Origin of the sequence: Kosakonia sp. BYX6, from assembly GCF_038449125.1 — a bacterium.
Taxonomy (GTDB): domain Bacteria; phylum Pseudomonadota; class Gammaproteobacteria; order Enterobacterales; family Enterobacteriaceae; genus Kosakonia; species Kosakonia calanthes.
Genome location: NZ_CP151800.1, coordinates 1337799 through 1352921 on the forward strand (window position 1 = coordinate 1337799; position 15123 = coordinate 1352921).

Annotated in this window: 13 protein-coding genes; 10 read left to right on the forward strand and 3 right to left on the reverse strand. The window is 54.7% G+C overall.

Features of this window, described 5'->3' with window-relative positions; translation table 11 throughout:
- Positions 1-155 precede the first annotated feature (155 nt).
- From AAEY27_RS06305 to AAEY27_RS06340, 8 genes are all read left to right on the forward strand, one after another.
- Positions 156-1322, forward strand: coding sequence for a bifunctional tRNA (adenosine(37)-C2)-methyltransferase TrmG/ribosomal RNA large subunit methyltransferase RlmN (locus AAEY27_RS06305; RefSeq protein ID WP_342324036.1), 1167 nt, complete (start codon positions 156-158; stop codon positions 1320-1322).
- A gap of 291 nt (positions 1323-1613) precedes the next feature.
- Positions 1614-2621 carry a cytoskeleton protein RodZ gene (rodZ, locus tag AAEY27_RS06310; RefSeq protein WP_342324037.1) on the forward strand — a complete coding sequence of 336 codons (1008 nt, stop codon included), beginning with the start codon at positions 1614-1616 and terminating at the stop codon, positions 2619-2621.
- Between the two features lie 26 nt (positions 2622-2647).
- The gene (ispG, locus tag AAEY27_RS06315; protein ID WP_342324038.1) at positions 2648-3766 is read left to right on the forward strand and encodes a flavodoxin-dependent (E)-4-hydroxy-3-methylbut-2-enyl-diphosphate synthase; all 1119 of its coding nucleotides are present in this window, start codon (positions 2648-2650) and stop codon (positions 3764-3766) included.
- A 106-nt stretch (positions 3767-3872) separates the two neighbouring features.
- Positions 3873-5147, forward strand: coding sequence for a histidine--tRNA ligase (hisS, locus tag AAEY27_RS06320; RefSeq protein ID WP_342324039.1), 1275 nt, complete (start codon positions 3873-3875; stop codon positions 5145-5147).
- A gap of 36 nt (positions 5148-5183) precedes the next feature.
- Positions 5184-5804 carry a YfgM family protein gene (locus AAEY27_RS06325; RefSeq protein WP_342324040.1) on the forward strand — a complete coding sequence of 207 codons (621 nt, stop codon included), beginning with the start codon at positions 5184-5186 and terminating at the stop codon, positions 5802-5804.
- A gap of 10 nt (positions 5805-5814) precedes the next feature.
- Positions 5815-6993, forward strand: a complete 1179-nt coding sequence (gene bamB / locus AAEY27_RS06330; protein WP_342324041.1) for an outer membrane protein assembly factor BamB — start codon at positions 5815-5817, stop codon at positions 6991-6993.
- A gap of 121 nt (positions 6994-7114) precedes the next feature.
- Positions 7115-8590, forward strand: a complete 1476-nt coding sequence (gene der, locus AAEY27_RS06335; protein ID WP_342324042.1) for a ribosome biogenesis GTPase Der — start codon at positions 7115-7117, stop codon at positions 8588-8590.
- Positions 8591-8679: 89 nt separating this feature from the next.
- On the forward strand, positions 8680-8895 hold the full coding sequence (locus AAEY27_RS06340; protein WP_342324043.1) for a zinc ribbon domain-containing protein: 216 nt from the start codon (positions 8680-8682) through the stop codon (positions 8893-8895).
- Here the strand turns inward: AAEY27_RS06340 and AAEY27_RS06345 are convergent.
- The 3 genes from AAEY27_RS06345 to xseA all read right to left on the reverse strand — a co-directional run bounded on the left by AAEY27_RS06345 (position 8892) and on the right by xseA (position 11703).
- Positions 8892-9233 carry a protealysin inhibitor emfourin gene (locus tag AAEY27_RS06345; protein ID WP_342325483.1) on the reverse strand — a complete coding sequence of 114 codons (342 nt, stop codon included), beginning with the start codon at positions 9231-9233 and terminating at the stop codon, positions 8892-8894. The genes AAEY27_RS06340 and AAEY27_RS06345 overlap by 4 nt on opposite strands.
- Positions 9233-10258 carry a M4 family metallopeptidase gene (locus tag AAEY27_RS06350; protein ID WP_342324044.1) on the reverse strand — a complete coding sequence of 342 codons (1026 nt, stop codon included), beginning with the start codon at positions 10256-10258 and terminating at the stop codon, positions 9233-9235. The genes AAEY27_RS06345 and AAEY27_RS06350 overlap by 1 nt, the downstream gene beginning before the upstream one ends.
- Before the next feature lie 71 nt (positions 10259-10329).
- Entirely contained in the window at positions 10330-11703 is a 1374-nt protein-coding gene (gene xseA, locus AAEY27_RS06355) for an exodeoxyribonuclease VII large subunit (protein WP_342324045.1), read from the reverse strand.
- Between the two features lie 158 nt (positions 11704-11861).
- Here xseA and guaB point away from each other — a divergent pair, with 158 nt between their 5' ends.
- Together guaB and guaA are read left to right on the forward strand one after the other, a co-directional pair.
- The gene (gene guaB / locus AAEY27_RS06360) at positions 11862-13328 is read left to right on the forward strand and encodes an IMP dehydrogenase (RefSeq protein WP_342324046.1); all 1467 of its coding nucleotides are present in this window, start codon (positions 11862-11864) and stop codon (positions 13326-13328) included.
- A gap of 64 nt (positions 13329-13392) precedes the next feature.
- Positions 13393-14970 (forward strand): glutamine-hydrolyzing GMP synthase, encoded by a 1578-nt coding sequence (guaA, locus tag AAEY27_RS06365; RefSeq protein WP_342324047.1) that lies wholly within the window; start codon positions 13393-13395, stop codon positions 14968-14970.
- The last annotated feature ends 153 nt before the right edge of the window (positions 14971-15123 follow it).

Genomic DNA, 15123 nt, shown 5'->3' on the forward strand with positions numbered 1-15123 from the left:
TACACTTTAATTTGTGAAATGCCGCGTGCAAACGTGGTATCTGTGCGTCAGAATTTGTACAATGCTGCGCCCCAGGATGAGCCGATGCTTGCCTGGGGCGCTTCTTTTTAACCCTCCACGGGCCACAACGTGTAATAACGAGGCCGGAATAGATTATGTCTGAACAAATTGCCATGCCTGAGAACGACGCTCTCACGGTTCCAAACAAAGATGCAAAAATCAACCTGCTGGATTTAAACCGTCAGCAGATGCGCGAATTTTTCAAAAACTTAGGCGAAAAACCCTTCCGCGCCGATCAGGTGATGAAGTGGATGTATCACTATTGCTGCGACGACTTTGATGAGATGACTGACATCAACAAAGTTCTGCGTGGCAAATTAAAAGAGGTCGCGGAGATCCGCGCGCCGGAAGTGGTAGAAGAACAGCGCTCTTCCGACGGCACCATCAAATGGGCGATTGCCGTAGGCGATCAGCGCGTTGAAACCGTCTATATCCCGGAAGAAGACCGCGCGACACTGTGCGTCTCTTCACAGGTGGGTTGTGCGCTGGAGTGTAAATTTTGCTCCACGGCGCAGCAGGGCTTCAACCGTAACCTGCGGGTTTCTGAAATCATCGGCCAGGTGTGGCGCGCCGCGAAAATTATTGGTGCGGCGCGTGTAACCGGCAACCGCCCGATCACTAACGTCGTGATGATGGGTATGGGGGAGCCGCTGCTCAACCTGACCAACGTGGTTCCGGCGATGGAAATCATGCTGGATGACTTCGGTTTTGGTCTCTCTAAACGTCGCGTTACGCTCTCCACCTCCGGCGTGGTTCCGGCACTGGATAAACTGGGCGATATGATTGACGTTGCGCTGGCTATCTCTTTGCATGCGCCGAACGACGAAATCCGCGATGAAATTGTGCCGATCAACAAAAAGTACAATATTGCGACCTTCCTGGCGGCGGTGCGTCGTTACCTGGATAAGTCCAACGCCAACCAGGGCCGCGTGACTATTGAGTATGTGATGTTGGATCACGTCAACGATGGTACTGAACATGCGCATGAACTGGCTGAGTTGTTGAAAGATACGCCGTGCAAGATCAACCTGATTCCATGGAACCCGTTCCCGGGCGCGCCGTATGGCCGCAGTTCGAACAGCCGTATCGATCGTTTTTGTAAAGTGCTGATGAGCTATGGTTTTACCACCATCGTGCGTAAAACACGTGGTGATGACATCGACGCGGCGTGTGGACAGTTGGCAGGCGATGTGATTGACCGTACCAAACGTACGATGCGTAAGCGTATGCAGGGCGAGCCGATCGAAATCAAAGCGCTGTAAGCATAGGATTTGGCACGAATAATGTGCTGTGTTTTGCGATTATGTTGAATATATGGCCTGTACATATACAGGCCATTAATAATTACGGTGCGTTTCTTCTGACTTTGAGGCAGTATGTAGTGATGGAACAACGGCTTAGCAAAAAGTGCTGAAAGCTGTTCTGTTATGACGAGCCTGACAGTCTTATACTGTGGGTCTACTTTTAACTGACCCGGTTTTTTCGCGGCGCGTGTAGGCAATGCAGTTATGCGCGCCTGAATGTTTACTTTCACGTACCAGTAGTTGTAGCGAATGAATACTGAAGCCACTCAAGACCAAAACGAAGTACAAACCACTGGCGTACGTTTGCGCAGCGCCCGTGAACAACTTGGACTCAGCCAGCAAGCGGTTGCCGAACGCTTGTGTCTGAAGGTCTCCACGGTACGCGATATCGAAGAGGACAGGTCGCCCGCCGATCTGGCTTCGACGTTTGTGCGTGGTTATATCCGCTCCTATGCCCGCCTGGTGCACATTCCTGAAGAAGAACTGCTGCCCATTCTCGAAAAGCAAGCGCCGATCAGAGCCGCAAAAGTGGCGCCGATGCAGACTTTCGCGCTGGGCAAACCGCGTAAAAAACGCGATGGCTGGTTGATGAGCTTTACCTGGCTGGTGCTGTTTGTCGTGGTTGGCCTTACCGGTGCCTGGTGGTGGCAGAACCATAAAGCGCAACAGGAAGAGATCAGCACCATGGCCGATCAATCTTCTGCCGAACTCAATGCTGGAAACAGCAACGCGCAGAGTGTGCCGCTGGATACCACCGATACTAATACCGCTCCGGTAGACAACTCTTCAACGCCGGTTGAAACCCCGGCACCTGGCGTAACCGCGCAAGCGCCGGATGTTGCAACGCAAGTGCCAGCCAATACCGCTAACCAGAACGCAGTGGTTCCGCCTTCGCAAGCCAATGTCGACCCGGCAACGCAGCAGCCTGCCGCTACGGCGGATAACAGTGCGCAGTTGCCGACCGATCAGGCCGGTGTTGCGGGCGCGCCTGCCGAGACCAATGCGCTGGTAATGAGCTTTAACGCTGATTGCTGGCTGGAAGTGAGCGATGCAACCGGTAAAAAATTGTTCAGCGGATTGCAACGTAAAGATGCCACGCTGAACCTCACTGGCCAGGCACCGTACAAACTGAAAATTGGCGCACCGTCAGCAGTACAGATCCAGTATCAGGGAAAACCTGTTGATCTGAGTCGTTTTATCAGAACTAACCAGGTTGCGCGTCTGACCCTCAATGCCGAACAATCAGCAGCACAGTAACAGACGGGCAACGCGGGAGATCATTCATGCATAACCAGGCTCCGATTCAGCGTCGGAAATCAAAACGGATTTATGTTGGTAATGTGCCGATTGGCGATGGTGCTCCCATCGCCGTGCAGTCTATGACAAACACCCGCACCACGGATGTTGAAGCAACGGTCAACCAAATCAAAGCGCTTGAGCGCGTCGGCGCGGATATTGTCCGCGTTTCCGTTCCCACCATGGACGCGGCTGAAGCATTCAAACTTATCAAACAGCAAGTGAATGTTCCGCTGGTCGCGGACATCCATTTCGACTACCGCATCGCGTTGAAAGTCGCAGAATACGGCGTCGATTGCCTGCGTATCAACCCAGGCAACATCGGCAATGAAGAGCGTATTCGCACGGTTGTTGATTGCGCCCGCGATAACAACATTCCTATCCGTATCGGCGTGAATGCCGGTTCGCTGGAAAAAGATCTACAGGAAAAATACGGCGAACCGACGCCGCAGGCATTGCTCGAATCCGCAATGCGCCATGTGGATCATCTCGATCGTCTCAACTTCGATCAATTCAAAGTCAGCGTTAAAGCCTCGGATGTGTTTCTGGCCGTCGAATCCTATCGCCTGCTGGCGAAACAGATCGATCAACCGTTGCATTTGGGCATTACCGAAGCCGGTGGCGCACGCGCAGGCGCGGTGAAGTCAGCCATTGGCTTGGGGCTGCTGCTTTCAGAAGGGATTGGTGACACGCTACGTATTTCTCTTGCCGCCGATCCGGTTGAAGAGATCAAGGTTGGTTTCGATATCCTGAAATCGCTGCGTATTCGTTCGCGCGGTATCAACTTTATCGCCTGTCCTACTTGCTCCCGCCAGGAATTCGATGTTATCGGCACGGTTAACGCCCTTGAGCAGCGACTGGAAGATATCATCACGCCAATGGATGTTTCCATTATTGGTTGTGTGGTTAACGGCCCGGGCGAAGCGCTGGTCTCCACGCTTGGCGTAACAGGCGGCAACAAGAAAAGCGGCCTGTACGAAGACGGTGTGCGCAAAGACCGCCTCGATAACGGCGATATGATTAGCCAGCTTGAAGCCCGTATTCGCGCGAAAGCGTCAATTCTGGACGAAGCGCGTCGTATCGATGTGCAGCAGGTAGAAAAATAAGGTTGCCGCCAAGGCTGGCTTCCCGTGTATTATGAACCCGCCCGGCGCGACCCATGTTTGTCGTCGCCCTGAGGGTTCATTTTTTGTATCAATAAAGAGAATAAACGTGGCAAAAAATATTCAAGCCATTCGCGGCATGAACGATTATCTGCCTGGCGAAACCGCCATCTGGCAGCGCATTGAAGGCACCCTGAAAAACGTGCTCGGCAGCTACGGTTACAGTGAAATCCGTTTGCCGATTGTAGAGCAGACCCCGTTGTTCAAACGCGCGATCGGTGAAGTCACCGACGTGGTTGAAAAAGAGATGTACACCTTTGACGATCGCAACGGCGATAGCCTGACACTGCGTCCCGAAGGTACGGCGGGCTGTGTACGCGCCGGCATCGAACATGGTCTTCTGTACAATCAGGAACAACGCTTGTGGTACGTCGGGCCGATGTTCCGCTACGAGCGCCCGCAAAAAGGCCGCTACCGTCAATTTCATCAGTTGGGTGTGGAAGTGTTTGGCCTGCAAGGGCCGGATATCGACGCCGAACTGATTATGCTCACCGCCCGCTGGTGGCGCGAGCTGGGCATCGCTTCTCACGTTGCTCTCGAACTCAACTCTATCGGTTCGCTGGAAGCGCGCGCGACGTATCGCGACGCGCTGGTGGCTTTCCTTGAACAGCATAAAGACAAGCTGGACGAAGATTGTCTGCGTCGCATGTATACCAACCCGCTGCGCGTGCTGGACACGAAAAATCAGGACATTCAGGCGCTGCTCAATGATGCGCCGAAACTGGGTGATTACCTCGACGAAGAATCCCGTGAACACTTTGCTGGCTTATGCGCTTTCCTGGATGCCGCCGGTATCGCGTATACCGTTAACCAACGTCTGGTGCGCGGTCTGGATTACTACAACCGCACCGTTTTCGAATGGGTGACGACCAGCCTTGGCGCGCAGGGAACTGTCTGTGCGGGCGGCCGTTATGACGGTCTGGTTGAACAACTTGGTGGCCGCGCGACCCCGGCGGTTGGCTTCGCGATGGGCCTCGAACGACTTGTTTTGTTAGTTCAGGCAGTTAATCCGGAATTTAAAGCAGAATCCGTTGTCGATATATACCTGGTGGCGTCTGGCGCCAATACGCAGTCCGCAGCCATGTTGTTGGGCGAACAGGTGCGCGATGCGCTCCCTGGCGTACGGCTGATGATGAACCACGGCGGCGGCAATTTTAAAAAGCAATTCGCACGTGCTGATAAGTGGGGCGCTCGCGTCGCACTGGTGCTCGGCGAATCTGAAATTGCCGACGGTAATGTTGTGGTGAAGGATTTACGCTCTGGTGAGCAGAGTACGGTAACGCAGGAGAGCGTTGCGGCGCATTTGCGCACACTACTGGGCTAATCTCCCCGGTAAATTATCGTTAAGGAGAAGGACTGCGTGGAAATTTACGAAAACGAAAACGACCAGGTAGACGCGATTAAGCGCTTCTTTGCCGAGAATGGCAAAGCACTGGCCGTTGGGGTTGTTTTAGGTATCGGTGCGCTGGTTGGCTGGCGCTACTGGACCAGCCATCAGGCGGATACGTCCAGAGCCTCTTCGCAGGCTTATGAAAACGCGGTTTCCGCGCTTCAGGCGGATAAGTCAGACTCGTTCGCGGCGGCGGAAAAATTCGCGGCTGACAACAAAAACACTTACGGTGCACTGGCTTCGCTGAAACTGGCGCAGCAGTACGTTGAGAAGAACGAGCTGGATAAAGCCGCAGCCCAGTTACAGCACGGGCTTGCTGCCACATCGGATGAAAATCTGAAGTCGATGATCAATGTCCGCCTGGCGCGCGTTCAGGTACAACTGAAGCAGCAAGACGCGGCGCTCAAAACGCTGGATGCCGTGAAAGGTGAAAGCTGGTCGGCGATCGTTGCGGATTTACGCGGCGAAGCTCTGCTGAGCAAAGGCGACAAACAAGGTGCGCGCACCGCATGGGAAAACGGCATCAAAAACAATGCTTCTCCTGCGCTGAGTGAAATGATGCAGATGAAAATTAATAATTTGTCCATCTAAGAGGGACCCGATGCAATTGCGTAAATTACTTCTGCCAGGGCTGCTTTCCGTCACGTTATTGAGCGGTTGTTCTCTGTTCAATAGCGAAGAAGATGTTGTCAAAATGTCCCCGCTGCCGACGGTTGAAAATCAATTCACCCCTTCAACGTCGTGGAGCACTTCCGTTGGCAACGGTATCGGCGATTTCTACTCTAACCTGCATCCGGCATTTGCCGATGGCGTGGTTTACGCCGCCGATCGCCACGGCGTGGTGAAAGCGGTCAGCATTGATGACGGCCGTGAAATTTGGTCGGTGAATCTGGCTGAAAAAGATGGCTGGTTCTCGACTCGCTCTGCACAGCTTTCCGGCGGCGTGACCGTTTCCGGCGGTCATGTGTTTATCGGCAGCGAAAAAGCGCAGGTTTATGCGCTGAACACCAGCGATGGTTCTCAGGCCTGGCAGACGAAAGTCGCCGGTGAAGCGCTTTCCCGCCCGGTTGTGACCGACGGCCTGGTGCTGATCCATACCAGCAACGGCCAGTTGCAGGCGCTGAATGAATCCGATGGTGCTGTAAAATGGACCGTCAACCTGGATATGCCTTCGCTCTCTCTGCGCGGTGAATCCGCACCGACCTCCGCGTTTGGCGCGGCGATTGTCGGCGGTGATAACGGTCGCGTTAGCGCAGTGTTGATGCAACAGGGTCAGCTGATTTGGCAGCAGCGTATATCCCAGGCTAACGGCCCGACTGAAATCGACCGCCTGAGCGACGTGGATACCACGCCGGTAGTGGTCAATAATGTGGTGTACGCGCTGGCGTATAACGGCAACATGACGGCTCTGGATCTGCGCAGCGGTCAGATCATGTGGAAACGCGAATTGGGTTCAGTGAGCGATTTCGTTGTCGACGGCAACCGTATCTTCATCATCGATCAGAACGATCGCGTGCTGGCGTTAACCACCGACGGTGGCGTGACGCTGTGGACGCAAAGCGATCTGCTGCATCGTAACCTGACCGCTCCGGCGCTCTATAATGGTTACATTGTGACAGGCGATAGCGAAGGCTATGTTCACTGGATCAACGTTGACGACGGGCGCTTTGTCGCGCAGCAGAAAGTCGACAGCTCTGGTTTCCTGACCGAGCCGGTCGTTGCCGATGGCAAACTGCTGATCCAGGCGAAAGACGGCACGCTGTACGCTCTCTCGCGCTAAGCGCGCTGAGGTTGTCGTTTCTGAAAGACGGCTCCTGTTGCAGGGGCCGTTTTCCTGTTTTTAAAACGCCGCGTAAACCGCGACGTTTTGCTAATGAATTTTCTGTAATGAGGCTTTAAAAATGGTACCTGTGGTCGCGCTTGTCGGTCGCCCTAACGTTGGGAAATCCACGCTTTTCAACCGTCTGACGCGCACTCGTGATGCGCTGGTGGCGGATTTTCCGGGTCTGACTCGTGACCGTAAGTACGGTCGTGCTGAAGTAGAAGGCCGCGAATTTATCTGTATCGATACCGGCGGTATTGATGGCACGGAAGATGGTGTGGAAACGCGCATGGCGGAACAGTCGCTGTTAGCGATTGAAGAAGCCGATGTGGTGCTGTTTATGGTAGATGCCCGCGCGGGCCTGATGCCAGCCGACACCGCCATCGCTAAGCACCTGCGTTCTCGTCAAAAACCGACTTTCCTGGTGGCGAACAAAACTGACGGTCTGGACCCGGATCAAGCTGTTTCTGATTTCTACTCGCTGGGCCTGGGAGATATCTACGCTATCGCCGCTTCTCACGGACGCGGTGTGACCAGCTTGTTGGAACACGTGCTGATGCCGTGGATGGATGAGCTGAACCCACCGGAAGAGGTGGATGAAGAAGCGGAATATTGGGCGCAGTTCGAAGCGAATGAAAACGGCGAAGCAGAAGAGCCGGAAGACGATTTCAACCCGCAGGATTTGCCGATCAAGCTGGCGATTGTTGGGCGTCCGAATGTCGGTAAGTCCACACTAACCAACCGTATTCTCGGTGAAGACCGCGTGGTGGTGTACGACATGCCGGGCACCACGCGTGACAGCATCTACATTCCGATGCAGCGCGATGAACGTGAGTACATACTTATCGATACGGCGGGCGTGCGTAAGCGCGGCAAAATCACCGACGTGGTTGAGAAGTTCTCCGTAATCAAAACGTTGCAGGCAATTGAAGATGCCAACGTGGTGATGCTGGTGATCGATGCCCGCGAAGGCATTTCCGATCAGGACCTGTCGCTGCTGGGCTTCATTCTGAACAGCGGCCGCTCACTGGTGATTGTCGTCAACAAGTGGGACGGCCTGAGCCAGGAAGTGAAAGAGCAGGTGAAAGAGACGCTGGACTACCGTCTGGGCTTTATCGACTTTGCGCGCGTGCATTTTATCTCTGCGCTGCACGGCAGCGGCGTGGGCAACCTGTTCGAATCTGTGCGCGAAGCCTACGATAGCTCAACGCGTCGTGTAAGTACCGCGCTGCTGACCCGCATTATGAACATGGCGGCAGAAGATCATCAGCCACCGCTGGTGCGTGGTCGCCGCGTCAAGCTGAAATACGCCCACGCCGGGGGGTACAACCCGCCGATTGTGGTGATCCACGGCAACCAGGTGAAAGATCTGCCGGACTCCTATAAACGCTATCTGATGAACTACTTCCGCAAATCGCTGGAAGTCATGGGTACGCCAATTCGTATCCAGTTCAAAGAAGGGGAAAACCCGTTTGCTGACAAACGTAACACCCTGACGCCGAACCAGCTGCGTAAGCGTAAGCGCCTGATCAAGCACATCAAGAAAGGTAAGTAACCGTTCACTTAACCCGCCGCTGGCGGGTTTTTCGCTTCTGGCGGTGTATGATTGAGCCAGTGCGAAAGCGTCATTATCAGGAGTGCGTTATGGATCTTAAATGCCCGACATGCCACAACCCGCTGGAGCTGGTGGGAACACACGCTCACTGCTACGGCTGTGATAAAGATATTGAAGTGCAGGCGTCCTGCCCGGAGTGCCATCAGCCTCTGGAGGTGTTGAAAGCCTGTGGTGCGGTGGACTATTTTTGCCAGCACGGTCACGGGCTGATTTCGAAAAAGCGCGTGGAATTTACACCGCTTTAGGGCTTGCAGATACAGGCTTCACCTTCGCGCCACAGTTCGACAAACGACGGTGGCGCTTTGCTTTCTGGGATCAGCAATAGCATGTCTGGCTGCTGTGAAGTCCAGGTGATTTGCAATCGGTAAAAGCGCTGATCGCCGCGTCCCGGCGAATCGGTTTTCCCCGGCTGCTGCCCGAGCGGCAGCGCCTGGTGCAGGATGTCGACCAGACGCTGGCGCTGCTCCGCGCTGAGCTGGGCAATCACAATGCGCCGTGTGCCCGCGAGCTTCGGGATAAAAGCCAACCCGCCTTCACGGGCTAGCTCGACCACCGCATCGTCGGTTAATTCGGGTTCGTTCATCATAATACTCCGACATCTTTCCAGGCCTGTTCGATAGCCGCCGCCACCTGTTTACCGGAACGTTTCTCGCCATGCTTGATGGTCAGCTTCGCGAAGGCGGCAAAATCCGCATTTTGCGCCAGCGACTTATCGCAGACGGTATCGTACCAGGCGTAACCGGTTTTTTCCCACGCATAACCGCCAATTGCTGTTGCCGCCAGATAAAACGCGCGGTTAGGAATGCCGGAATTCAGATGGACGCCGCCGTTATCTTCCCGGGTTTTCACAAATGCATCCATATGCGCGGGCTGCGGATCTTTGCCGAGTAACTCATCATCATATGCGGTGCCGGGTTCAGACATTGAGCGTAAGCCCTTGCCGTTAATCCCTTTTGCCAGCAAGCCTTCACCGATGATCCAGTCCGCCTGTTCCGCTGTTTGCTGCTTGTGGTATTGCTTGACCAGCGAGCCGAACACATCCGATAACGACTCGTTCAGCGCCCCGGACTGCTCAAAGTAGATCAGCGCCGCTTCCGATTCTGTGACGCCGTGGCTAAGTTCATGCGCTACCACATCAATGGCGATGGTAAAACGGTTGAAAATTTCCCCGTCGCCATCGCCAAACACCATCTGCTGACCATTCCAGAACGCGTTCTGATATTCATGCCCGTAATGTACCGTGCCGCTCAGCACCAGACCCTGGTTATCCAGCGAGTTTCGTTTCCACGCTTTCCAGAAAAAATCATGCGTGACGCCGAGGTAATCATAAGCTTCATCAACCGCCACATCGCCATTTGACGGCTGACCTTCATAACGCACCTGTTCGCCCGGCAGTGTCTCTTTTTGTTGAGCATCATAAATGTCGCGTATCAGCTCGCCACGCGAAGTGGCCTGCGGCGCGCTGGGTTTCCCGTGGCTATGCGCCATCAGCGTTTGCACATGGGTTAACGTTTGTTGGGCGCAGCGCTTTTGCAGCTCGGAGCCCTGGTCAATGATGCGACGAAGGATATAGGGAGGAATAACGCTATGCAGCCGACGTGGGTCCATGTTGATCTCCTTGATAAATCATGAAAGAACAACAAAAAGTATAGGTTCGTTAAACCGACTGGTCGGACAAATTACGGGGTTTTACGCTTGCGGGGCTTTTTCGCCGGGATAATGCCGCTGACTTCGCTCTCGACCCAGCCATCATTGAGCCGGGTGGTCAGCTTATCGCCCGCTTTCACCTGTTTGGTTTGCTTGAGCACTTTGCCGTCTGTTGCGGTGGTCACGCTGTAACCGCGCGCCAGCGTCGCCAACGGGCTAACCGCTTCCAGGTGGGTAATCGCCGTGCCAAAACGCTCGCGCGTGTTGCTCAGCCGATCGCGAATATTCTGGGCAAGGCGATATTCAAGCTGCTGCACGCGCGTTTGCGCCCGGTGAATATGCGGCTGTGGGTTTTGTTGATTCAGACGTTGCAGAACACGTTGCTGGCGTGTCGAAGCGCGCTTCAACTGGTTATCCAGCGCGTGCTGCATCCGCTGCTGTAACCTGTCGAGCACCGTTTGCTGGCGCGCCAGGCGAAGCTGCGGATGTTGTTGTTGCAGGCGATGGTTAAGCTGCGCAAAGCGGCGGTTGCGGCCCGCGAGATAATAATCCATCGCCATTTCCAGGCGTTGCTGCATCGCTTGCACCTGGCGCAACAACTCAAGTTGGTTGCGGCTGACAATTTCCGCCGCGGCGGAAGGCGTTGGTGCGCGCAGGTCGGCGACAAAATCCGCGATAGTGACATCAGTTTCGTGGCCTACAGCGCTCACTACCGGAATGGCGCTTGCGAAAATGGCCCGCGCGACGCGCTCATCGTTGAAGCTCCATAAATCTTCCAGCGAACCGCCGCCGCGCCCGACGATTAACACGTTGCACTCCTGGCGGCTATTGGCAAGGGCGATGGCACGAACGATTTGTGCAGGCGCATCTTCACCCTGTACAGCGGTGGGATAAATCACCACCGGCAGTGACGGATCGCGACGTTTAAGAACATGCAGAATATCGTGCAGCGCCGCACCGGTTTTTGAAGTGATCACCCCAACGCAGTGGGCAGGCGAGGGCAGGGGGTGTTTGAATTGCTGATCGAAAAGCCCTTCGGCCGCGAGCTTGCTTTTAAGCTGCTCGTATTTCTGTTGCAGCAGGCCTTCGCCAGCAGGCTGCATACTTTCGACGATGATTTGATATTCACCGCGCGGCTCATAAAGCGTGATATTGGCACGCACCAGAACTTGTTGGCCGTGCTGCGGGCGAAAAGTGACGCGGCGGTTGCTGTTGCGAAACATCGCACAGCGCACCTGCGCGGTGTCATCTTTTAAAGTGAAGTACCAGTGACCCGAAGAGGGCTGGGTAAAATTGGAGATTTCGCCGCTGATCCATACTTGCCCCATTTCACGTTCCAGCAGTAATCGCACCGACTGGTTAAGGCGGCTGACTGTAAAAATGGAAGGAGTTTGGAACGATGACATGTGAGCTAGATCAAATTTTAAATCAGCAGGTTATTCGTTCGATAGTAACCCGATACGAGGCGATAGCAAGTATTTTTCTAAAAAAGTGTGGATGCAATCGGTTACGCTCTGTATAATGCCACGGCAATATTTAACCATCCAGGTCAGAGATATTGCCCATGCTACGTATCGCTAAAGAAGCCCTGACGTTTGACGACGTCCTCCTCGTTCCCGCCCATTCTACCGTTCTGCCGAATACTGCCGACTTGAGCACTCAGCTCACCAAATCCATTCGCCTGAACATTCCTATGCTCTCAGCGGCGATGGATACCGTGACGGAAGCGCGCCTGGCGATTGCCCTGGCACAAGAAGGCGGCATTGGCTTTATTCACAAAAACATGTCTATTGAACGCCAGGCGGAAGAAGTTCGCCGCGTGAAAAAACATGAATCCGGCGTGGTTAAAGATCCGCAAACTGTTCTGCCGACCACCACGCTGCGCGAAGTGAAAGAACTGACCGAGCGTAATGGTTTCGCCGGTTACCCGGTTGTAAACACCGACAACGAACTGGTTGGCATCATCACCGGTCGTGACGTGCGTTTCGTGACCGATCTGAACCAGCCAGTTAGCGTTTATATGACGCCGAAAGAGCGTCTGGTTACCGTGCGTGAAGGTGAATCCCGCGAAGTGGTTTTCGCGAAAATGCACGAAAAACGCGTTGAAAAAGCGCTGGTTGTCGATGACAGCTTCCACCTGCTCGGCATGATCACTGTTAAAGATTTCCAGAAAGCAGAACGTAAACCGAACGCCTGTAAAGATGAGCAGGGTCGTCTGCGCGTTGGCGCGGCGGTCGGTGCGGGCGCCGGTAACGAAGAGCGTGTTGATGCGCTGGTTGCCGCAGGCGTTGACGTGCTGCTGATTGACTCCTCCCATGGCCACTCCGAAGGCGTGTTGCAGCGCATTCGCGAAACGCGCGCTAAATACCCGGATCTGCAAATCATCGGCGGCAACGTCGCCACTGGCGCAGGTGCTCGCGCACTGGCCGAAGCGGGCGTAAGCGCGGTGAAAGTTGGTATCGGCCCTGGCTCCATTTGTACTACCCGTATCGTAACTGGTGTGGGCGTTCCGCAAATCACCGCTGTCTCTGACGCGGTTGAAGCGCTGGAAGGCCTGGGCATTCCGGTTATCGCTGATGGTGGCATTCGTTTCTCTGGTGATATCGCGAAAGCGATCGCCGCTGGCGCAAGCGCGGTGATGGTTGGCTCTATGCTGGCAGGCACCGAAGAATCTCCGGGCGAAATCGAACTCTTCCAGGGCCGTTCTTACAAATCTTATCGTGGCATGGGTTCGCTGGGCGCGATGTCCAAAGGCTCTTCCGACCGCTACTTCCAGACCGATAACGCCGCCGACAAACTGGTGCCGGAAGGTATCGAAGGGCGTGTGGCGTATAAAGGCCGCCTGAAAGAGATCATTCACCAGCAGATGGGCGGCCTGCGTTCCTGTATGGGTCTGACTGGCTGTGGTACTATCGACGCCCTGCGCACTAAAGCGGAGTTTGTGCGTATTAGTGGTGCGGGCATCCAGGAAAGTCACGTTCACGACGTGACCATCACCAAGGAATCCCCGAACTACCGCATGGGTTCTTAATGATTTTCGCGCCCGGTTTTTACCGGGCGCTGACCTTTCGCCTTTTGCCTCGGAACAAACGTCAATGACGGACAATATTCATAAACATCGTATTCTCATCCTCGACTTTGGCTCGCAATACACACAACTGGTCGCACGTCGCGTGCGTGAACTGGGCGTCTATTGTGAACTGTGGGCGTGGGATGTCACCGAAGCGCAGATCCGCGGCTTCAATCCAAGCGGCATCATCCTTTCCGGTGGCCCGGAAAGCACCACAGAAGATAACAGCCCCCGCGCGCCGCAATATGTTTTCGAAGCCGGTGTTCCGGTGCTGGGTGTGTGCTACGGCATGCAGACCATGGCGATGCAACTCGGCGGCCACGTTGAAGGTTCCAACGAGCGCGAATTTGGTTACGCGCAGGTTGAAGTACAGACCGACAGCGCGCTGATCCGCGGTATTGAAGATTCCCTGACCGCAGAAGGCAAAGCGCTGCTGGATGTATGGATGAGCCACGGCGATAAAGTGACGGCGATCCCGTCCGACTTCGTGACCGTTGCCAGTACCGAAACCTGCCCGTTCGCGATCATGGCGAATGAAGAAAAACGCTTCTATGGTGTGCAGTTCCACCCGGAAGTGACGCACACCCGCCAGGGTTTGCGCCTGCTGGAGCGTTTTGTGCGTGATATCTGCCAGTGCGAAGCGCTGTGGACACCGGCCAAAATCATTGATGACGCCGTTGAACGCATCCGCCAGCAAGTGGGTGGCGATAAAGTCATTCTCGGCCTTTCCGGCGGTGTTGATTCTTCCGTTACCGCGATGCTCCTGCACCGCGCAATCGGTAAAAACCTGACCTGTGTCTTCGTCGACAATGGCCTGCTGCGCCTGAACGAAGCTGAGCAGGTGTTGGATATGTTCGGCGACCATTTCGGCCTGAACATTGTTCACGTTCCGGCAGAAGAGCGCTTCCTGAGCGCGCTGGCGGGCGAGAACGATCCAGAAGCGAAACGTAAAATCATCGGCCGCGTGTTCGTTGAAGTGTTCGACGAAGAAGCCCTGAAACTGGAAGATGTGAAATGGCTGGCGCAGGGTACGATTTACCCGGACGTTATCGAATCTGCTGCTTCCGCCACCGGCAAAGCGCACGTCATCAAGTCTCACCATAATGTCGGCGGCCTGCCGAAAGAGATGAAGATGGGCCTGGTTGAGCCGCTGAAAGAGCTGTTCAAAGATGAAGTGCGTAAAATCGGTCTGGAACTCGGCCTGCCGTACGACATGCTGTACCGCCACCCGTTCCCAGGCCCAGGCCTTGGCGTTCGCGTGCTGGGCGAAGTGAAGAAAGAGTACTGCGACCTGCTGCGTCGTGCCGACGCCATCTTTATTGAAGAGCTGCATAAAGCCGATCTCTACAACAAAGTGAGCCAGGCGTTCACCGTCTTCCTGCCCGTTCGCTCCGTTGGCGTGATGGGCGACGGTCGTAAATATGATTGGGTTGTCTCTCTGCGCGCAGTGGAAACCATCGACTTTATGACCGCGCATTGGGCACACCTGCCGTATGATTTCCTCGGTCGCGTCTCCAACCGCATCATCAACGAAGTTAATGGCATTTCCCGTGTCGTGTATGACATCAGTGGCAAGCCGCCAGCAACGATTGAGTGGGAATAAGATTCCTGCCAGTTGAATAAAACGAAACCCGCGAAAGCGGGTTTTTTTATGACATTGCCCCAGCGCTAAACCCGACGTTACGGTAAATACACACAAAAAAATGTTCGTCCGATTTTCGGTTGTGAGGGTTCAGTTGGATGCCCTAGATTCATC